Here is an 18687-nt window from a genome sequence, read left to right on the forward strand (position 1 = left end):
CGGCGGCGGCATGAAGTTGGGACGGCTTTTCACGCGGGGCGCACTCGCCTCCACTCTGCTTGCCGGTCTGTCTGTTCTTGCCCAGGCAGAGCAGCGCATTGCGCTCGTCATCGGCAATTCGTCCTATCGGCCGGGCTATGAATTGCGCAACCCGGTCGCCGATGCGCGCGCCATCGCCAAGAACCTCTCCGATCTGGGCTTCGCCGTGACCGTGGTCATGGACAGCGATCTCGCCACCGCGCAACGGGCGCTCGATGCCTTCGTGCCGGAAGGCATCGCCGCCGAGGCCGCCCTCATCTACTATGCCGGGCACGGCGCCATGATCGACGGCCGGAGCTTCATGCTGCCGACCGATTTCTCGATGAGCAATTTCGACGAGATCGACAAGGAGGCGCTGGCCACCGACCGCATGCTGCAGACGCTGTCCAGCACCCATGCGAGTGTGAAGATGCTGCTCTTCGATGCCTGCCGCAACAATCCGCTGGAAAGCCGCGGCGCCACGGTGATCGAGAGACCCGAGGACGCGGAGGCGCGCACCGAGGACATGCTGATCGCCTTTTCGACGGCGCAAGGCATGGTGGCGCTCGACGGCTCAGGCGATCACAGCCCCTTCGCCGAGGGCCTCATCAACAATCTCGGCAAGCCCGACGAGCTCTCCGACATCATGCGCGCGGTGAGCTTGCATGTGCGCGAAAGGACCGAAGGCCGGCAGACCGTCTGGCTCGAGAATTCGCTGACCAAGAGCTTCTATTTCGCCGCCGTTTCCCCGGCGAGCCCGCCCGGCAAGGTGACCGATCTCACCCCGCCCGAGCCCGATGCCGATATCGGTGTCATCTTTCCCCAGTCGAGCGCGGAGTTGTTGAGCGAAACCGATCTCGCGGATAAGGATTCAGCGACGCTCAGACTGGCCCGCAACGAGATCTTCGCCCGCAATGGCCGCATCTTCAACGACCCCGCACTTCGGGAGCATTTCGGGAAATTCGACTGGTACAGGCCTGAAAGCTACGAGCCCATGCTCAACGCCATCGAGAAAGAGAATGTGGCGCTGATCCGCCAGTTCGAGATGACCCAGTCGGCGCCCAAGGCCGGCTTCCTGTTCGTCGATTCCGACCGCCGGCTGCTCACCGCGGCGGATCTCAAGAGCCTGAGCAAGGCGGAGCTGCGCAATGCCCGCAACGAGATCTATGCCCGGCGCGGGCGCAAGTTCGTGCGCAAGGAAGTGTCCAACTATTTCAAACAATTCGATTGGTACCGGCCGCAATTCGGAGAAGTCGAACTGACCTTCATCGAGGCCCAGAACGTGGCCCTCATCCAGAAATTCGAAAAGGCCCCGTGAGACTGCTTCTCATCGCTATGCTTTTTTCCGCGGCGGCTACCGGCGCGCTCGCCGGTGACGGCCGCTACGGGGCGCCGCCTCCCGACCTCGACCGGCACCTGGCGCGGCTCAAGGACGCCTATCCCGGTGTCATCAAGAGCCATGACAAGGAAAAGCTGGTCCTGACGTCGGGCGTCGAGCTTCCGATCTCGGACGGGCGGACGGATAAGAGCTTCGATGAGCTTCTGGATCATCCGGATATCGACGACATGTTCGCCATCCCCTATCCGGCCCATGCCGAGCCGAAGGCGCCGCCGGTCGATTCCGATCCCGGCCGCATCCGCGTCGAAGCGCTGTTCCGCGCGATCTATGGCGATTGCCGGAAGGGCGATGTCCGCGCGAAGCTGCGCAAGGTCCCCTGGTTCGGCGGTTCCGTGCTCTTCACCACCCGTAACGGCGCCGATCGGGCCCTCGAGGCCGTGGCGCGCGATCTGGCCACGCTGCCAAAGCCGATGCTGAAGTATCTGGCCCCGTCGGCCGGCACCTATAATTGCCGCCCCATCGCCGGCACCGACCGCCTGTCCATGCATGCCTATGGCGCGTCGATCGACATCAACACCAAATATTCAACCTACTGGCGCTGGACCAAGCCCGGCAAAGACGGCACCTACAAGTGGAGCAATCAAATCCCCTCGGAGATCATCGATGTCTTCGAGCGCCATGGCTTCATCTGGGGCGGACGCTGGTATCATTATGATACGATGCATTTCGAATACCGCCCGGAACTGCTGCCGCCGTGAGAAATAGAACACCATGAAGGAAATCCAGTTCAAGGATACAAAGCCGACTCTTTCTGCCCTGGTCGACTGGGCCGTCGCTGGCGAGCCGACGGTCATCATCCGGAATGGCCGCAAGGAAGCCGTGCTCGTCTCGTTCGAGGAATGGACGCGGGTCTCCAAGGTGCCGAGTTTCGCCGACCTACTGCTCGCGTTCCCCGGCGAGCCGAGCGACATTCCCGAGCAGCGGCGCAAGCCGGTGCGCACCCTTCGTAAGCCACTGTGAGCACGGAGCGCACCGGCCGCCCGTGCTTAGGCGGCCCATGATGGACTTACCCGAAGGCAGAGCAGGATTGCAGCGATCCGCATTGTCACGAAGGGCGTCCCCCGGTAGACGGGCGCGACAACCTCGCGCAACCGCATCATGCCATCATCCCAGCACCATAACGCGCCTCTCACGGGCATAGCCCTCATGCTCGCGGCAATGGCCGTTCTGCCGTTCCTCGACGTCGCGGCCAAGTTTCTCGGCCAGCAGAACATGCCTGTCCTGCAAAGCGTCTGGGCGCGCATGTTCTTCGGCATGATCTTCACCGTGCCGTTCGTCCTGAGGGGCCGGCCGCTGCGGGTGCTCATTCCGGAGATGCCGGTCCTCAACGGAACACGGGCATTCCTGATCATTGCCTCGACCGCGTTCTTCTTCCTTGCTCTTGCCTACCTTCCCATCGCAGACACGCTGGCGATCTATTTCGTGCAGCCGCTCATCGTCACCCTGCTCGCGCCGCTCATCCTGAAAGAGCACGTCGGACTGCGCCGATGGATCGCCGTCTTCGTCGGCTTCATCGGCACGCTGATCATCATCCGCCCGGGTTTCCAGAGTCTCAATCCCGGCATTTTCCTGGCTCTGCTCGCCGGCGCCACCAGCGGCCTCTACATGCTCATCACCCGCAAGATCTCTCACAGCGCCGATCCGATCGTCACGACATTCTACACCAACGCCCTGGGCGCCCTCATGACCTCGGTGGCGGTTGGCTTCGTCTGGGTGATGCCGACACTGGAGCAATGGGGCCTGTTGCTCACCATCGCCGTGGTCGCGCTGATCGGCCATTATCTTGTGATCGCGGCCTATCGCTTCGGCGAGGCCTCGCTGCTGGCGCCCCTTGGCTATGCCGAAATGATCATGGCGGTGGTCTGCGGCTGGTGGTTCTTCGGCGACTTCCCCGACCGCTGGACCTTCGTGGGTGTCGGCATCCTCATCGCCTGCGCCGTCTATATTTCCTATCGCGAAAGAGTGCGCGGTGTTTCCGCCAGCCCCACGCCGCCGCAGCCCTGAGAAGACGGGCGTGCCTTCAAAGCAGGATTGCAAGTATCCGCATTGTCACGATCGAAGTCGCCCTATAGACGGTGACCAACTTCCCTAGCGGCCCCATCATGCCACCACTTTCCCGATCCGACGCGCCCCTTGCCGGCATAGCTCTCATGCTCGCCGCCATGGCCGTCATCCCGTTTCTCGACGTCGCGGCGAAGTTCCTCGGGCGCGAAAACATGCCGGTGCTGCAGAGCGTCTGGGCCCGCCTCTTCCTCGGCCTCATCCTCAATTTACCCTTCGTCCTTGTCGGTCGGCCGCTCAAGGAGCTTATTCCCGACATCCCCGTCACGCACGGCATCAGGGCGGCACTCCTCGTTGCCTCCACCGGCTTTTTCTTCGCCGCCCTCGCCTATCTGCCGATCGCCGATACGCTCTCCATCTACTTCGTCCAGCCCTTGATGGTTACGCTGCTCGCCCCCCTGATGCTCAAGGAAACGGTCGGCCCCCGGCGCTGGATCGCCGTCTTCATCGGCTTCATCGGGACCTTGATCATCATCCGGCCGGGCTTCCAGACCCTCAATCCGGGTGTCTTCCTGGCGCTGCTCGCGGGCGCCACCAGCGCCTTCTACATGATCCTCACCCGCAAGGTCTCGAAACGAGCCGATCCCATGGTGACCATGTTCCACACCAATCTCATGGGCGCCATCATCACCAGCGTCGCGGTGGTGTTCGTCTGGGTGCCGCCGACGTTCGAGCAATGGGAACTCTATTTGGCGATCGCGGTCGTGGCCATGATCAGCAATTATCTCTCCATCACCGCCTATCGTTTCGCCGAAGCCTCGCTGCTCGCACCTCTTGGTTATGCCGAGATGATCATGGCCGTCGTGTGCGGCTGGTGGTTCTTCGGCGACTTCCCCGATCGCTGGACGTTCCTCGGCGTCGGCATCCTCATCGCCTGCGCAGCCTATATCTCTTATCGCGAGAAGAAACGCGGCGCGCCGCCTGATCCGATGCCGCAGCCCTAAAGCCAAAGCATGGTTTGATCAGAGCGCTGCCGCCGGCCTGCTGTCGGCGCGCAGCTTGAGCAAATACCACACGATGAGGACGCCGAGCGCCTTGCTCAGGACCTCGGTCGTGAAGGCGGCGGGGGTGAGGTAATTCGCGAGATATTGGAAAGCGAGGGTGTCGAGCGGCACCGCCACCAGGCTCGACAGCAGGATACGCTGCTGCAAGGGGCGCTTGGTGAAGGAATATATGGCCCAATCCGTCATCTCCGACAGGACGAAGGCGGTGATGCTGGCGAGCGCGATCGCCCGATCGACCATGAAAAAGGTGATGATGCCGGCGACGAGCGTCGCGAGCAGGATCTTGTGGCCGACTTGCCGCTGCCCATAATCGCGCAGCACGAAGACGAAGCCGACCACCAGATTGGCAAGATAGAGGTCGCCGAACGCCGTCGGCCATGGCGCCACGGCCACGAAGAGCCAGTTCACCAGGACGATCGAGGCGATATAGACGACGACCCACATTGTTCAGCCGACGATCTCCGCCGCCTTGAAGCAGAGCTTGATCTCCTTCTTGGCGTTCTCGGCGCTGTCGGACCCATGGACCGAATTGGCCTCGATCGATTCCGCGAATTCCTTGCGGATCGTGCCGGCCGCGGCATTGGCCGGGTTGGTGGCGCCCATCACGTCACGGTACTTGGTCACGGCATTGTCGCCCTCGAGCACCTGGATGACGATCGGACCCGAGGTCATGAACTTGACCAGGTCCTTGTAGAAGGGGCGCTCCTTGTGGACCTTGTAGAAGGTTTCGGCGTCCTTCTTCTTCCACTTCGCCCGCTTCTGGGCGATGATTCTGAGGCCTGAGGCTTCGATCTTGGCGTTGATAGCGCCGGTCAGATTGCGCCGTGTCGCGTCCGGCTTGATGATGGAGAGCGTGCGCTCCTTGGCCATGAAAATCCCCTTGTTTGAGCCATGTTTAAAAGGTCGGGCCGCCTTATAGCGGCGGCCCGGACAGGCTTCAAGTAGGGGTAGAAAACCTTATTCGACTTCCGCGGCTTCGTCGGCTTCGCCGACCAGTGGCGTCACCCGCTGCAGCGAAACGCGGCGGTTCTCTTCCTCCTGTTCGGCCGTCGGGATCTTGAGATAGCGCTCGCCATAGCCCACCGTTTTCAGGTTCCGCGCCGGGATGACGTAATAGCTGGTGAGCGCCTTCTTGACCGCCTCCGCTCGCTCGCGCGACAAGTTGAGGTTATAGTCGTCCGAGCCCACCGCGTCGGTATGACCTGCAATCATGAAGACCTCGCCCGGATGGGCGGCCAGGATCTTCTCGATCACCTCGGCGACACGGTCGAGCTTGTCCACTTCCTCTTCACGCACGAAAGACTCGTTGAAGCCGAAATGAATGTTGTCGATCTCGATGGCCGGCATCGCGGTCCGCAACTCCGGCTCCTCCTCGATCTCCTCGATCGTATAGCGGCGATCGATCTTGCGGCGCGGCGCCGCCACGAGATAGGTCTCGAGCTCCTCATCGTCGATCTCGTCCATGAACACCGCGTCACGCGGTTCGTAGTCATCTCCGAGATCGATGTTGATCGCGATATCGATCTCGTTGCGGTCGCGCCGGTCATGCCAATAGCGCTCACGCTCGCGCCGGTCGCTGATCAGACGATCGCGCAAATAGAGGCGGTCACGGTCCATCATGCCGCGCCAATAGGCCCGCTCCTCATCGTCATAGCGGTCGTCATAGATGGCGATGCGATAGATATCGATGCGCCGGCGCAATTCGCCTTCCTCGAGGTCTTGCGACCGTCGGCGGTCGCGCAGGACGTCGCGCTCTGACCAATTGTCCCATTTGCGATCATCCCGGTCGCGCCGCAGCTTTCGGCCGGGTATGACGTCGCCCTTATCCTCTTCGACGACCACCTTTTCGGCGACACGGTTGCGCAGTATCGCGCGCTCGGCCCTGAGCTTGCGGCGCAGAGCGCGCTCGCTGTCACCGGAGAGCTGATTTCTGCCCATCAATTCGCGCATGCCTTCCAGCCGATCGCGCAATTGATCGTCATTGAGCTGGTCGGCCTGACGCGTATCGTCGAGATATGTCTTCGCCTTGCTTTCTGCTTCAGGCGACGATTTGTTGCCGTCGAGCCGCTGCACTTGCTTCTTGTCGGGATTGGTCTGCTGGGTCGCCTGATCCATCGGCTGCGTCGGCTGGCCTTCGCCTTGCGGCGGCGGTATCTGGTCGCTCTTCGTCGCTTCACCCGTGGATGGCTGTTCAAGCGGCGGCGGCTCGGTTGTCTGCTGCTTGCTCTCACCCGACCCTCTTGCCAAAGCTTCGGCGCGGGCTTTCCGTCCTTCGGCGGCAAGCTTGCGGCGCACGTCGTCCGGCAAGCCTTTCATGCGCGAGAGATCGCGGCCGGCTTTGGCGCGCTGCCTTAGCTCTTCATCGGAAAGTTCCTTTGGCGAGCGCGTATCGGAAAGATATTGCGACACCTCCGGCGACGTACCCGCCGTTTCGGACTGACCCGGCTGCGGCTCTCCCGTGGTCTGCTGGGAGGGCTGTTGCGTCTGATCGGCAGGCTGCTCGCTGGTTTCCGTTCGCGGCTTCTTTTTCTTCACTGGCTCAGACTGCTCGGCCTGGCCCTCGGCCGGCTGCTGACCTGGCTCCTCGGCCTGCTGCTTCTTTTTCTTCTTGAATGGCTGTTCAACCTGCTCTCCGACCGGCTCCTGGCCAAGGTCCGGTTGCTCGGCCTGCTGCTTCTTTTTCTTCTTGACTGGCTGTTCAACCTGCTCTCCGACCGGCTGCTGGCCAAAGTCCTCCGGTTGCTCGGCCTGCTGCTTCTTTCTCTTTTTGATTGGCTGTTCAACCTGTTCTCCGACCGGCTCCTGGCCAAGGTCCGGTTGCTCGGCCTGCTGCTTCTTTCTCTTTTTGATTGGTTGTTCAACCTGCTCTCCGACCGGCTGCTGGCCAAAGTCCTCCGGTTGCTCGGCCTGCTTCTTCCGCTTCTTGACAGGCTGCTCGTACTGCTCCTGGACGGGCTGTTCCGCCTGCTCGGCTCGTTTCTTTCTCTTCTTAACGGGCTGTTCGGACTGTTCCCCTTCCGCTTGCGGAGCGGATTGTTCCGGCTGCTCGACCTGCTTTCTCTTTTTCTTCTTTACGGGCTGCTCGCCCTGCTGGTCGGGAATAATGATTGGATCATTAGGATCCTGCGCTTGGGCGGACGCTCCCAGGGATGTTCCGAGCATCAACGCCGCGGCAAGGGTGATGATAGCGGTCTTCATGCGTAACCCTCCACAATTCCGCATAACAGACCCCTAGCTAGGCCCCACCAATATGACGAAAGTGAGGGTTTCGCGTGGTAGTTTGGGGCAGAATGGGGCGATGAAGGGAGCGTTACATGAAGTCAATTAGCTATGAGAATGCCAGCGCCGAAGTGCGCGCCGTCTTCGACGACATCAAGCGGACGCGCAAGGTCGATGATGTGAACAACTTTTGGAAATATCTCGCCCATGATCCGCGCATGCTCAAGCATGTCTGGGAGAGCCTCAAGGATATAATGGGCCCGGGCGCGCTCGATCCTCTCACCAAGGAACTGATCTATGTCGCCGTCTCGATCACCAATGGGTGCGACTACTGCATGGCGAGCCACACCGCCGGCGCCCGCCAGAAAGGGGCGAGCGAGGAGATGATCCGCGAAGTCTATGCCGTGACCGGGCTCGCCAACATGACCAACCGGCTCGCCAACGCCTATAAGGTCCCGGTGGACGAGGCGTTCAAGTAACTTTTCATGAGAGCGAAGTGGGGAAACCTCATGCCTTACCGGATTGCTGTCGTCGGCGTCGGGAAAATTGCCCGCGATCAACACCTGCCTTGCATCGGCAAGAACAGGAATTTTGCCTTGGTGGCCGGGGTCAGCCGTTCGGCTAAAATTGACGGCGTGCCGAACTTCGAGAGCCTTTCAGCCCTCAAGGCAAGCAAGCTCAAAGTGGATTGCGTGGCGCTGTGCACACCGCCCGCTATGCGCCTGGCGATGGCGCGCGAAGCGCTGGATCATGGCTGGCATCTCCTCATCGAAAAGCCGCCGACGCCCACCGTCGGCGAGCTCCTGGCCATGGAGGCCTACGCCAAAAAGAAAAAGCGCGTGCTCTATGCCACATGGCATTCGCGCTACAACAAGTCCGTGGACATGGCGAAGGCCAGGCTCAAAGGCAAGCATGTCGATTTTCTGCGCGTGACATGGAAAGAAGACGTGCACAAATGGCATCCCGGCCAGGCTTGGATATGGCAGCCTGGCGGCTTTGGCGTGTTCGATCCCGGCATCAATGCCCTGTCCATCGTGACGAAGATCCTGCCGGAGCCCCTCTTCGTCGATAGCGCCACGATAGAAGTTCCTGCCAATGCGGCTACGCCGATTGGGGCCGACATCCGTTTCAAGCGTGGCGATGGCGCATCTGCAAATCTGTCGGCAGTTTTTGACTGGCGGCAAAAGGCCGGCGAAATCTGGGAAATCGAGATCGGCACCAGGGACGGCTTGAAGCTTCACCTGAAGAACGGTGGCTCCGTGCTCGAGGTCAACGGCAAGACCGCGCACAAGGCGGTGCTGCAGGAATATGAAGACATTTACGCGAAATTCGCGCGCCTGCTGAAAGCCAGGAAGAGCGAGGTCGATCCGTCGCCGCTGCAACTGGTGTCCGACTGCTTCATGCTTGGGAAGCCGGTGGTGGTCGAGCCTGTCAGCTGACTTCAGCCGCGCCGCGCCGTCTCGATCGCCGCAACATCGATTTTCTTCATGCTCATCATGGCATCGAAAGCGCGCTTGGCTTCGCTGCCGCCGGCAGCGATCGCATCGGTGAGGACTCTGGGCGTGATCTGCCAGGACACTCCCCATTTGTCCTTGCACCAGCCGCAATCGCTTTCCTGCCCGCCATTGCCGACGATCGCGTTCCAATAGCGATCGGTCTCTTCCTGATCGTCGGTGGCGATCTGGAACGAGAAGGCCTCGTTGTGCTTGAAGGCGGGGCCGCCGTTGAGACCAATGCAGGAAACACCGGCAACGGTGAATTCGACGACCAGCACGTCACCCTTTTTGCCATCGGGATAGTTGCCGGGTGCACGGTGGACGGCCCCTACCGAACTGTCCGGAAAGGTCTTGGCGTAGAAGCGGGCCGCGGCCTCCGCATCCTTGTCATACCACAGGCAAATCGTGTTCTTGGCCATTGCTTGTCCTTCCTCATTCTTGAGACCGCGCGAGGCGCAGTGAGTGGCAAAACGGCAAGTATCGCAGAAAGTTCCCGAGACCCTGAATGGCCTCGGCTACCAAACCCCCTTCGTCCAGGCGGTCCGCAGATAGAACCACAAGGTCGGATGATAGAATTGCTGCGAGGGCAGATCGACCTTCACCGGTTTCAACCGGCCTGAGAGAGCATCCTCGACGGCCTTGATCGCGAGCGGCCGGGCGATCGCCGCCTGGATGTAGAAATAAGTGAGGAAATTGTCCTGAGGCGTGGCCGTGAAACGCGCCTGATAGAGTACGGCGCCCGTGTCGACGCCTTCATCGACGAGATGGACGGTGACGCCGGCATTTTCCGGATCGCCCGAAGCCAGCGCCCAATAGCCGCCCGCCTGCCCGCGATATTTGGGATTGATGCCGGAATGGAAGTTGATCGCCGGTGCCGTGATGCTCTGAAGCGTCTCCTTGCCGATGATGCGCGTGCCGATGACCAGGACGACGTCGGGCTTCAGCATGGCAAGGGCGGCGCGGCAGGCCATGCTGTTGACCGACCTGACCGGCAGAAGCTCACAGGCAGGATTGGGCTCGGGCTCGAGGCCATATTCGGCGGCGATCTCCGCGATCCGATGGCCTGAACGCCGCGCCAAAAGCTTCTGGAACAGGACGAAGCCGATCTGCCCCAGGACCGTGACCAGGCCTTGCCGGCGCATGCGCTTGCGGATCAGCGCCAGCTTCGATTCGCGCTCCTCGGCGATGATCGCGACCGGCCCGAAATGCCTGGCGAGCGCATTGATCACGATCCAGGACTGCGGCGAAGGCACAGTGAGGACTGCTATGCGTGACATGTGATGTTAGAGCCGCCCCGCCTCGATGATCCGTTTCAGAAACGCCCGTGTGCGCTCGTGATGGGGACTGCCGAAGATCTTGTCCGGCGGCCCCTCCTCATGCACGACCCCGTCATAGAGGAAACAGACTTTCGACGCCACCTCGCGGGCGAACCCCATCTCATGGGTGGCGAGCAGCATGGTCATGCCCTGGTGAGCCAGGTCGCGCACGATGTTCAGCACCTCAGAGACGAGCTCGGGATCAAGCGCCGAGGTGATCTCATCGAGGAGCAGGAGCTTGGGCTCCATGGCGAGCGCCCTCACAATGGCGACGCGCTGCTGCTGGCCGCCCGACAGGCGGTCGGGATATTCTTGCGCCTTCGCCTCGAGCCCGATGCGGCGCAGAAGCGTCATCGCCCGGTCATGGGCCTCCCGCCGGCTGAAGCCCAAGACTTTCATCGGCGAGAGCGTGACGTTCTCGATCACTTTCATATGCGGAAATAGGTTGAAGCTCTGGAAGACGATGCCGACCTCGCGGCGCAAGCGGTTCACATCGACGCCCGGACCCGAGACGCGGTCGCCTTCGAGCTTGATCTCGCCGCCCTGGATCGGCTCGAGACCGTTGATGCAGCGCAAGAGCGTGGACTTGCCGCAGCCCGAGGGGCCGATCAGGCAGACGACCTGATGCTCCGTCACCGACATGTCGACGCCACGCAGCACTTCCAGCGCGCCGAAGCGCTTATGGACGCTGTTGATCTCGAGAAAGGCCATGTCAGCTCGCCGCCCGCATGCGGGCCTGGTCGCGTTCGACCAGCCGGTCGACGAAGCGGGCCTGCGGAATGGTGATGAGCACGAAGATGATCGCGACGATGGTCACGGCCGAGAGATTGAAGGCATTGGAGGCGATCATGCGCGACTGGTTGAAGCCGTCGACCACGCCGATGACCTGGACGAGGGCCGTATCCTTCTGCAGGCCGATGAAGTCGTTGAGCAGCGGCGCCATGATGCGGCGCACCGCCTGCGGCACGATCACATAGCGCAGCGTCTGCAGATAGGAGAGGCCGAGCGAGCGCGACGCCGCCCATTGGCTCGGATGGATGCTTTCGATGCCGGCGCGATAGACCTCGGCGACATAGGCGCCGTAAGTGAGGGTCAAAGCGAGGATGCAATACCAGGGCAAGGGAATGCGGGTATATTGCTTGATCTCGGCCGCCGTCATGCCGCCGAAATTGACGAAGAGCCCGACGATCGGCGGCACGATGAGATCGGGGAGCCCCGAGATCGGCAGGCCGAAGCCGACGAGATAGAGCGTCAAGATGGCCGGAAGGCCGCGAAAGACATCGCAATAGGCGATGGCGAGCAAACGAACCGGTTGGCCGGCCGGTCCCGGCAGGAGGCGCGCGATCGCCACCACGAGCCCCCAGACGAGCACCAGGATCTCGGCGATCACGAAGATCTTGACGTTGTTCCAGAAGGCCCAGACCACGAGAGGCCATTTCTCGAGGATGAGCGGCAGGTAGAAGAAGGTTTTTCCGACCCCGGCATTATTCGCCATGATGAAGCCGGCAAAGCCCAGGACGACCAGGGCTGCCGCCCCCCAGCCGAAGGTCAGATAGGACCACTCACGGGCGGAAGCCGCATCGATGCGCGCTTCGACGATATTGCCGGCGAAAAGCGCGCTCTTGGCGCGGCTGGAAAAGCGCCAGGCCCGCGAAGCCGGCCAGAACAGCGCCGCCGTGGCGGCGATCACCAGGAAGAAGATCGAAGACCAGCCGGCGCCCCGCTCGATCTGCAAGTGATCAAGGGCAGCGCCAACCGTGCGGGCCGCCGCCCAGGCGCACAGCACGCAGAAGCCGGCGAACAGCAAAGCCGCGAGGGCGAGCCCGTCAGTCCGCGGCGGGAGGGTGGGCAGAGCCCTGCCCACTCTCTCCTTCGCTGCGATGTCGGTCACCTATCAGGATCCGGCGTCCACATTGAAATACGGAACCTTGGCCGGATCCTTGCCCCAGACGGCCGCCAGATATTTGTCGGCGAGCTTCGACATGGTGCCGTCATCGATGATCGACTGGATGATCTTGTCGAGCGTCGCATTGTTGGCGCCGCCCTTGGGATAGATGGCGCCATAGCTCTCGCCGGTCTTGTACTGGCCCGCCACCACATGCTGGCCCTTGGTCTTCACTTCCTCGGCGAGCACGATCGAGGTGTCGGTGACGGCGGCATCGATCTGGCCGGCGGCGAGGGCGGTGAACATGTCGCCCTGGTCGGGATAGACCTGGGTCTGGCCCGCGGGAATCTTGAGGACATCTGCCACGAAGGTGGCGCCCGTCGTCGCCTGCTGCACGCCGACCGTCTTCTGCTTGATCGATTTCTCATCGACCGGCGCGTCGGCGCGGACGAGGACGCCGATATCCGAGCCGAAATAGGGAACCGAGAAGTCGACGACCTTCTTGCGCTCGTCGGTGATCGAGATCTCGGAAATCGCCAGGTCGAAATCCGTCACCTGGCCGGTGACCAGCGGATCCCAGCCGACATTGACGAGCTCGAACTTGTCATAGCCCGCCCGCCAGGCGATCTCGGCGGCAAAGCAATATTCCATGCCGTCTTTGATCGTTTCCGGCGTGTCGCCGTTCCACCAGATCGGCGCCGGCAGCGACACCACCACCGTGAACTGTCCGGCCTTGGCGGGATTGGTGATCGGGATCGATCCCTTCTTGCCCGACAATTCGCAATTGCCGATCATGTCGGCAGCGTTTGCGGGCATCGAGAAGTGGGCCAGCACGGCGAGCGCCGCGGCGGCCAGAAAGCTCCGCTTGGTAAGTTCCACAGGTTTCCTCCGTAGGTTTGATCTTTTGTGCAACTAGATCATTCTCCGGGAGGTTCGGCAAGATCACCCGGTCCAGCCGAGGCCTGCCGCGATGCAATTCATCGTCATGAGGAGCGGCGCCAGCGCCTTGTCCTTGTGCTTGCCGGCGCGGGCGTCCTTCAAGAGATCGACCTGCCAGCGATTGGTCTGGTCGATCATCGGACGCACCCGATCGAAACGGCGGCGGAAGCCAGGGAAACGGGCGCAGAGCCCGCTGGCGCCGGACAGAGCGAGCACCCTGTCGCGGGTCAGCGCATGCTCCGCCTGGACACGCTCCAGGATGCGCTTCGCCGCCTTGCGATCGGGCACCAGCCCGGCATAGAGATCCGCGATCTCCATATCCGCGAGATAGAGGGATTTCTCGACTTCGTCGATGGCCAGCCTGAAGCCGCGTGAGCGCACGAACATCTCTTTCAGAAGCGCCAGCCCCTTGTCGCCATGCTCGGCGGCATATTGATCGAGCGCCGAGCCCAGCCCGTACCAGCCGGTGACGACATGCCGGTTCTGGCTCCAGGCGAAGACCCAGGGAATGGCGCGCAGATCCTCGACACCTTTGGCGCCGAAACGGCGCGCCGGTCTTGATCCCATCTTGAGGAGAGACAATTCCTCGACCGGGCTCGCCGCCTGGAAATAATCGATGAGGCCCGGATCCTCGGCGAGGCCGCGATAGGCCTTGAAGGATGAGGCCGCGATGGCTTCGACCGCCGCCTGATGCTCAGGCACCAGGCGCAATTCGCTTTCCTTCGCCGATTTGAGCGTATGGACGAGCACGCTCGAGGCTAGCACTTCCAGGTGATAGAGCGCCGTGCCGCGATTGGCGAATTTGGACGACACCACCTCGCCCTGCTCCGTCACGCGCAAATGCCCGCCCACAGTCCCTGCGGGCTGGGCGGCGATGGCGCGCCCGGTCGGGGCGCCGCCACGGCTCACCGAGCCGCCGCGGCCATGGAAGAAGCTGATCTCGATGCCGGCACTGCGCGCCACCTGGACCAGACGGCGCTGCGTCTCATAGAGCTCGAAGCTCGCGCAGAAGAAGCCGCCATCCTTGTTGCTATCGGAATAGCCGAGCATGATCTCCTGGCGGCCGCCCTGCGTCTTGATGGTGCGGCGGACCATCGGGATCTTGAACAATTCCTCCATGATGCCGGGGGCGCGCTGCAGGTCGTCGATCGTCTCGAACAAGGGGACGATCGCGAGGCGAGAGCTCTCGCGCGAGGCGGCATCGGTGAAGAGACCGCAATATTTGGCGAGCAGATAGAGGCCCAGTATGTCGGTGGCGCTGCGCGTCATGGAAAGGACGAAGGCGCCGGTCGCCTTGGGATCGGTGCCGTCGAGCGATGCACGGACGAGCCCTAAGAGATCGAGCGTCTCCCGTGCCTCTTCCGACAGCCCCTGGAACAGCGGCAGGAAGCCCATCGGCTTCTTGAGCTCCGCCTGCACCCATTTCGTCCATTCGGCCGAATCGGCTTTCGGCGGCTCGCGCTTGGCGGTCGGGTTGAATTTCTGCCAAAGCTCCGCCAGCACGCGGTTGATGACCGTGGTGTTCTGGCGCATGTCGAGGCTCATGGTGCGGAAGCCGAAGATCTCGACCTCCCAGCGCACCGGTCTTACGGTGAAGGCGGCGATCGAGGTCGCGCGCATCTGGGACAGTGCGCGCTCCGCATGAAGGATCGCCTCGGCGAGTTCGTCCGGATCGGCGAAAGGCTTCCGGTCCGGGAAATCACCCGGGCTTCTCGTCGCCGCGAGCCTCGCTCTGAGCGCGGTGAAATACTGGCGGAAGGGCTCGCCCGGATTGCGCGCCGCCAGCGTCTCGTCGGCGGCATGGGCGATCTCGCGCGTCACGCGGGCGCGAAAAGCCTCCGGCACATCGGCCTCCCGCTCGGAGACCGATACCGTCTGCGCCAGATATTCGAGGCGCTTGTCGAGCCTTTCGGTCGCGGCCCGCGCATTCTCGTCCAAAGCCCGGCGCGTCGTCGCTACGGTGACATAAGGATTGCCGTCGCGATCGCCGCCGATCCACGAATAGAATCGGACCGGCGGGCGGACCCTGATCGGCTGCTCGGGATAATGGCGCTGCAGCGCTCCTTCCAGCAACTCGCAGAGCTGGGGTGCGCGCTCGAACAAGGCTTCGCGGAAGAAGTGCAGGCCCCAGGCAACCTCGGCCTCGACCGTCGGCTTTTCGAGCCTGATCTCGCCCGTCAGCCATAGGAGGTCGATATCGTTGCGCAATTGCCGGATGAGCGCCTCGCGCTCGCGCGGCGTCCAGCGCGGGCTCTCGAGGTCATAGAGGCGCAAATAGATGCGCCGGTGGATCTCGAGTACCGTCACCCGCTTGGCCTCGGTCGGATGCGCGGTAATGGTCGGGCCGGCTTCCGCCGTCTCGAGCGCCTTGGCCACGGCTTCGCCCGAGGCGCCCGCCGCCGCGATGGTGGCGAAGGCATTGGAGAAGGAGCCCAATATCTGATCGTTGCCGCCCATCGTCTCGAGCCTTCGCCTCGAGCGCATGGCGGCATTTTCCTCGGCGATGTTCAGGAGCTGCAGCCAGATGCCGATGACCTGCAGAGCGGGCGCGATCAGCTCGGGCTTGATCGATCGGGCATCTTCGGGATTGTCGATGATGGCGAGAACCTTAGGCGCCCGCTCGCGGATCACCCGGCGCAACAGGTCGCGCAGGAGGACAGTGATCTCGTCCACATAGCCGCCGTCGACGGGCAAAATATGCCGGGTCGTGTCTGCCATTTCGGCTGTCCTCCGGGCAACCATTGTGCACTGCACCTAAAGAATGACAATGGCTTTGATTGCGGCTAAACAGCCCGCCCATGTTGCATGTGAATGGCCTCACCTATCGCATTGCGGGGCGTCTGCTGCTCGATAATGCGACCGTTGCCATACCGGGCGGCCACAAGGTCGGCCTGGTGGGCCGCAATGGCGTGGGCAAATCGACCCTGCTGCACCTGATCCTGGGCGATCTCCAGTCGGAGTCGGGCACCGTCGGCATGCCGCGCAATGCCCGGATCGGCACGGTGGCGCAGGAAGCGCCCGGCGGCGATTCCTCGCTTCTCGACACCGTTCTCGCCGCCGATCACGAGCGCGCCAGCCTTCTCGAGGAAGCCGAGACGGCGGAGGATCCGCACCGCATTTCCGAGATCCAGCTCCGCCTCGCCGACATCGACGCCCATTCGGCGCCGGCGCGCGCCGCCACCATCCTGTCGGGCCTCGGCTTCTCGGAAGCGACGCAGGCCGGTCCCTGCTCGGCGCTCTCCGGCGGCTGGCGCATGCGCGTGGCGCTGGCGGCCGCCCTCTTCGCCTCGCCCGACGTGCTGCTGCTCGACGAGCCCACCAACTATCTCGATCTCGAAGGCACGATCTGGCTGAAGAGCTTCATCCGCTCCTATCCGCACACGATCCTGATGGTGAGCCACGACCGCGACCTGCTCAATGACGCGGTGGGCGCGATTCTCCATCTCGAGCGCGGCAAGCTCACGCTCTATCAGGGCAACTACGACAGCTTCGAGCGGCAGCGGCGCGAGCAGCAGGCGCTCACCCTCAAGCTCAAGAAGAAGCAGGAAGACCAGCGCAAGCATATGGAGGCCTTCGTCGAGCGCTTCCGCTACAAGGCCTCCAAGGCGCGCCAGGCGCAGAGCCGTATCAAGGCGCTGGCCAGGCTCGAGCCGATCGCTGATGTGATCGAGGACCGCGTCTATCCCTTCCACTTCCCCAATCCGGAAAAGCCCCTGGCGCCGCCCTTGGTGCGCTGGGACAGTGCTTCCGTCGGCTATACGCAAGGCAAGCCGATTCTGCGCAACATCACGCTCAGGCTCGATCCCGACGACCGCATCGCGCTTCTGGGCTCCAACGGCAACGGCAAGTCGACCTTCGCCAAGCTGCTCTGCGGCAAGCTCGAGACGATGAGCGGCGAGATGCGGCATCCGCCGCGATTGACCGTGGGCTATTTCGCGCAGCATCAGCTCGATGAATTGTCGCCCGAGCGCACACCCTATGACTACTTCACCGACCTGATGCCGGAGCACACCCAGGCGCAAAGGCGCGGGCGCCTCGGCTCCTATGGTTTTGGCGCGGCGCTCGCCGATTCCCAATGCAAGACCCTGTCGGGCGGCGAGAAGGCGCGCCTCCTCTTCGCGCTCGCCGCCTTCCATGCGCCGCATATATTGGTGCTCGACGAGCCGACCAACCATCTCGACGTCGATTCGCGCGAGGCCTTGATCCATGCGATCAACGACTATGAGGGCGCCGTCATCCTGATCAGCCATGACCGGCACATCATCGAGACCTCGGCCGACCGCTTGTGGCTCGTCGCCAATGGCACGGTGAAGCCCTTCGACGGCGACATGGACGACTATACGGATTTCATCCTCGGGCGCACGCCGCAGAAGCGCGAAACAGCGTCGCCGACGCCCGCCAAGCAACCCCCGCCGGTCGCCCGCTCCAATCCGGCGACGGTGAAGAAACAGATTCAAGAAATCACTGTTAAGATTTCGAAATTACAGGAAAAAATCGACGTCCTGGACCGCGCCCTGCAGGACAACCAGCTCTATATTGCCGACCCCAAGAAGGCGGCAAGCTTCGCCACCCTGCGCGCCAAGCTTGCCCGCGATCTCGAAGAGCAGGAAACCCAATGGCTCGAAGCCCAGGAGCGGCTCGAGCAGATCGCCTAGATTCCGGATCAATGATTTTCATCGCGCTCGCCGGCATCGTTCTCCTGGGCCTGATCTTCGGGCCGCAGATCTGGATCAAGAGCACCATGGCGCGCCATGCGCGAGAGCGTGCGGATTTTCCAGGGACCGGCGGCGAGCTCGCGCGGCACCTGCTCGACGAGGCCGGACTCACCACGGTCAAGGTCGAAGCCATCGATGGCGGCGACCATTACAGCCCCATCGACAAGGCCGTGCGTCTGAGCAAAAGCAATTTTGCCGGCAGGTCGGTCACCGCCATCGCGGTCGCCGCCCATGAAGCGGCGCATGCGCTGCAGGACAAGGAAGGCTATGCGCCCTTGCGCCTGCGCCAACGGTTCGTCTTCTATGGCATCGTGATCGAGAAGGTCGGCAGCGCCTTGCTCCTGGCGACCCCCGTCCTCTTCGCTCTCACCCGCTCGCCTTTGGTGATGGGTCTCCAGATCGCCACCGGCCTGGCCATATTGGCCTCGACCATCGTCCTGCATGTCCTGACGCTGCCGACGGAGTTCGATGCGAGCTTCAAGCGGGCGCTGCCCGTTCTCACCCACTATATCCGTCCCGAGGACATGAAAGGCGCGCGCCAGGTTCTCCGCGCCGCCGCCTTCACCTATGTCGCTTCGGCGCTGATGAGCCTCATCGATGTCGCGCGCTGGATCAGAATCCTGCGTTTCTGATCC

General features: G+C 62.6%; 19 protein-coding genes. 10 read left to right on the forward strand and 9 right to left on the reverse strand.

Annotated elements, in window-relative coordinates; genetic code table 11:
• The first annotated feature begins 10 nt into the window (after nucleotides 1-10).
• The 5 genes from DS839_RS04820 to DS839_RS04840 all read left to right on the forward strand — a co-directional run bounded on the left by DS839_RS04820 (nucleotide 11) and on the right by DS839_RS04840 (nucleotide 4422).
• Nucleotides 11-1336, forward strand: coding sequence for a YARHG domain-containing protein (locus DS839_RS04820; protein WP_119269142.1), 1326 nt, complete (start codon nucleotides 11-13; stop codon nucleotides 1334-1336).
• Nucleotides 1333-2115: a M15 family metallopeptidase gene (locus tag DS839_RS04825; protein ID WP_368911185.1), complete on the forward strand. Its 783-nt coding sequence runs from the start codon at nucleotides 1333-1335 to the stop codon at nucleotides 2113-2115. The genes DS839_RS04820 and DS839_RS04825 overlap by 4 nt, the downstream gene beginning before the upstream one ends.
• Nucleotides 2116-2128: 13 nt before the next feature.
• Nucleotides 2129-2377: a type II toxin-antitoxin system Phd/YefM family antitoxin gene (locus DS839_RS04830; RefSeq protein WP_119269144.1), complete on the forward strand. Its 249-nt coding sequence runs from the start codon at nucleotides 2129-2131 to the stop codon at nucleotides 2375-2377.
• A 138-nt stretch (nucleotides 2378-2515) separates the two neighbouring features.
• Nucleotides 2516-3421 (forward strand): DMT family transporter, encoded by a 906-nt coding sequence (locus tag DS839_RS04835; protein ID WP_119269145.1) that lies wholly within the window; start codon nucleotides 2516-2518, stop codon nucleotides 3419-3421.
• A 98-nt stretch (nucleotides 3422-3519) separates the two neighbouring features.
• Nucleotides 3520-4422, forward strand: a complete 903-nt coding sequence (locus tag DS839_RS04840) for a DMT family transporter (protein ID WP_119269146.1) — start codon at nucleotides 3520-3522, stop codon at nucleotides 4420-4422.
• Between the two features lie 18 nt (nucleotides 4423-4440).
• Here the strand turns inward: DS839_RS04840 and DS839_RS04845 are convergent, their stop codons facing one another.
• The 3 genes from DS839_RS04845 to DS839_RS04855 all read right to left on the reverse strand — a co-directional run bounded on the left by DS839_RS04845 (nucleotide 4441) and on the right by DS839_RS04855 (nucleotide 7017).
• A complete protein-coding gene (locus DS839_RS04845) occupies nucleotides 4441-4926 on the reverse strand; it encodes a VUT family protein (RefSeq protein WP_119269147.1) in 486 nt (161 codons plus the stop codon).
• A 3-nt stretch (nucleotides 4927-4929) separates the two neighbouring features.
• Entirely contained in the window at nucleotides 4930-5352 is a 423-nt protein-coding gene (ndk, locus tag DS839_RS04850) for a nucleoside-diphosphate kinase (RefSeq protein WP_119269148.1), read from the reverse strand.
• Between the two features lie 87 nt (nucleotides 5353-5439).
• A complete protein-coding gene (locus tag DS839_RS04855) occupies nucleotides 5440-7017 on the reverse strand; it encodes an OmpA family protein (RefSeq protein ID WP_162918309.1) in 1578 nt (525 codons plus the stop codon).
• Here DS839_RS04855 and DS839_RS04860 point away from each other — a divergent pair.
• The 3 genes from DS839_RS04860 (at nucleotide 6961) to DS839_RS04870 (ending at nucleotide 9140) form a co-directional block, all read left to right on the forward strand.
• Nucleotides 6961-7686: a hypothetical protein gene (locus DS839_RS04860; protein WP_119269150.1), complete on the forward strand. Its 726-nt coding sequence runs from the start codon at nucleotides 6961-6963 to the stop codon at nucleotides 7684-7686. The two genes, DS839_RS04855 and DS839_RS04860, sit on opposite strands and share 57 nt — an antisense overlap.
• Before the next feature lie 110 nt (nucleotides 7687-7796).
• A complete protein-coding gene (locus tag DS839_RS04865; RefSeq protein ID WP_119269151.1) occupies nucleotides 7797-8180 on the forward strand; it encodes a carboxymuconolactone decarboxylase family protein in 384 nt (127 codons plus the stop codon).
• Nucleotides 8181-8210: 30 nt separating this feature from the next.
• Nucleotides 8211-9140: a Gfo/Idh/MocA family protein gene (locus tag DS839_RS04870; protein ID WP_162918310.1), complete on the forward strand. Its 930-nt coding sequence runs from the start codon at nucleotides 8211-8213 to the stop codon at nucleotides 9138-9140.
• A 2-nt stretch (nucleotides 9141-9142) separates the two neighbouring features.
• On the opposite strand, the gene DS839_RS04875 is transcribed toward DS839_RS04870, so the two are convergent.
• The 6 genes from DS839_RS04875 to DS839_RS04900 form a co-directional block, all read right to left on the reverse strand.
• Entirely contained in the window at nucleotides 9143-9616 is a 474-nt protein-coding gene (locus DS839_RS04875; protein ID WP_119269153.1) for a VOC family protein, read from the reverse strand.
• 96 nt (nucleotides 9617-9712) lie between these two features.
• Nucleotides 9713-10474 carry a formyl transferase gene (locus tag DS839_RS04880; RefSeq protein WP_119269154.1) on the reverse strand — a complete coding sequence of 254 codons (762 nt, stop codon included), beginning with the start codon at nucleotides 10472-10474 and terminating at the stop codon, nucleotides 9713-9715.
• Nucleotides 10475-10480: 6 nt separating this feature from the next.
• Complete coding sequence (locus tag DS839_RS04885) at nucleotides 10481-11224, reverse strand: amino acid ABC transporter ATP-binding protein (protein WP_119269155.1); 744 nt, start codon at nucleotides 11222-11224, stop codon at nucleotides 10481-10483.
• A 1-nt stretch (nucleotide 11225) separates the two neighbouring features.
• Nucleotides 11226-12404: an amino acid ABC transporter permease gene (locus tag DS839_RS04890; protein ID WP_368911187.1), complete on the reverse strand. Its 1179-nt coding sequence runs from the start codon at nucleotides 12402-12404 to the stop codon at nucleotides 11226-11228.
• Between the two features lie 3 nt (nucleotides 12405-12407).
• Nucleotides 12408-13277 (reverse strand): ABC transporter substrate-binding protein, encoded by an 870-nt coding sequence (locus tag DS839_RS04895; protein WP_368911188.1) that lies wholly within the window; start codon nucleotides 13275-13277, stop codon nucleotides 12408-12410.
• A gap of 63 nt (nucleotides 13278-13340) precedes the next feature.
• Entirely contained in the window at nucleotides 13341-16055 is a 2715-nt protein-coding gene (locus DS839_RS04900) for a phosphoenolpyruvate carboxylase (protein WP_119269156.1), read from the reverse strand.
• An 80-nt stretch (nucleotides 16056-16135) separates the two neighbouring features.
• Between DS839_RS04900 and DS839_RS04905 the strand changes: the two genes are divergently transcribed.
• Both DS839_RS04905 and DS839_RS04910 read left to right on the forward strand, forming a co-directional pair.
• On the forward strand, nucleotides 16136-17992 hold the full coding sequence (locus tag DS839_RS04905; protein WP_119269157.1) for an ABC-F family ATP-binding cassette domain-containing protein: 1857 nt from the start codon (nucleotides 16136-16138) through the stop codon (nucleotides 17990-17992).
• An 11-nt stretch (nucleotides 17993-18003) separates the two neighbouring features.
• Nucleotides 18004-18684 (forward strand): zinc metallopeptidase, encoded by a 681-nt coding sequence (locus tag DS839_RS04910; protein WP_119269158.1) that lies wholly within the window; start codon nucleotides 18004-18006, stop codon nucleotides 18682-18684.
• Nucleotides 18685-18687 lie beyond the last annotated feature (3 nt).

It is taken from the genome of Taklimakanibacter deserti (assembly GCA_003574785.1).

Coding starts and splice junctions, on each gene's coding strand:
- DS839_RS04820 (WP_119269142.1), top strand. CDS start 11: ATGAAGTTGGGACGGCTTTTCACGCGGGGCGCACTCGCCTCCACTCTG.
- DS839_RS04830 (WP_119269144.1), top strand. CDS start 2,129: ATGAAGGAAATCCAGTTCAAGGATACAAAGCCGACTCTTTCTGCCCTG.
- DS839_RS04835 (WP_119269145.1), top strand. CDS start 2,516: ATGCCATCATCCCAGCACCATAACGCGCCTCTCACGGGCATAGCCCTC.
- DS839_RS04840 (WP_119269146.1), top strand. CDS start 3,520: ATGCCACCACTTTCCCGATCCGACGCGCCCCTTGCCGGCATAGCTCTC.
- DS839_RS04845 (WP_119269147.1), bottom strand. CDS start 4,926: ATGTGGGTCGTCGTCTATATCGCCTCGATCGTCCTGGTGAACTGGCTC.
- ndk (WP_119269148.1), bottom strand. CDS start 5,352: ATGGCCAAGGAGCGCACGCTCTCCATCATCAAGCCGGACGCGACACGG.
- DS839_RS04865 (WP_119269151.1), top strand. CDS start 7,797: ATGAAGTCAATTAGCTATGAGAATGCCAGCGCCGAAGTGCGCGCCGTC.
- DS839_RS04870 (WP_162918310.1), top strand. CDS start 8,211: ATGCCTTACCGGATTGCTGTCGTCGGCGTCGGGAAAATTGCCCGCGAT.
- DS839_RS04875 (WP_119269153.1), bottom strand. CDS start 9,616: ATGGCCAAGAACACGATTTGCCTGTGGTATGACAAGGATGCGGAGGCC.
- DS839_RS04880 (WP_119269154.1), bottom strand. CDS start 10,474: ATGTCACGCATAGCAGTCCTCACTGTGCCTTCGCCGCAGTCCTGGATC.
- DS839_RS04885 (WP_119269155.1), bottom strand. CDS start 11,224: ATGGCCTTTCTCGAGATCAACAGCGTCCATAAGCGCTTCGGCGCGCTG.
- DS839_RS04900 (WP_119269156.1), bottom strand. CDS start 16,055: ATGGCAGACACGACCCGGCATATTTTGCCCGTCGACGGCGGCTATGTG.
- DS839_RS04905 (WP_119269157.1), top strand. CDS start 16,136: ATGTTGCATGTGAATGGCCTCACCTATCGCATTGCGGGGCGTCTGCTG.
- DS839_RS04910 (WP_119269158.1), top strand. CDS start 18,004: ATGATTTTCATCGCGCTCGCCGGCATCGTTCTCCTGGGCCTGATCTTC.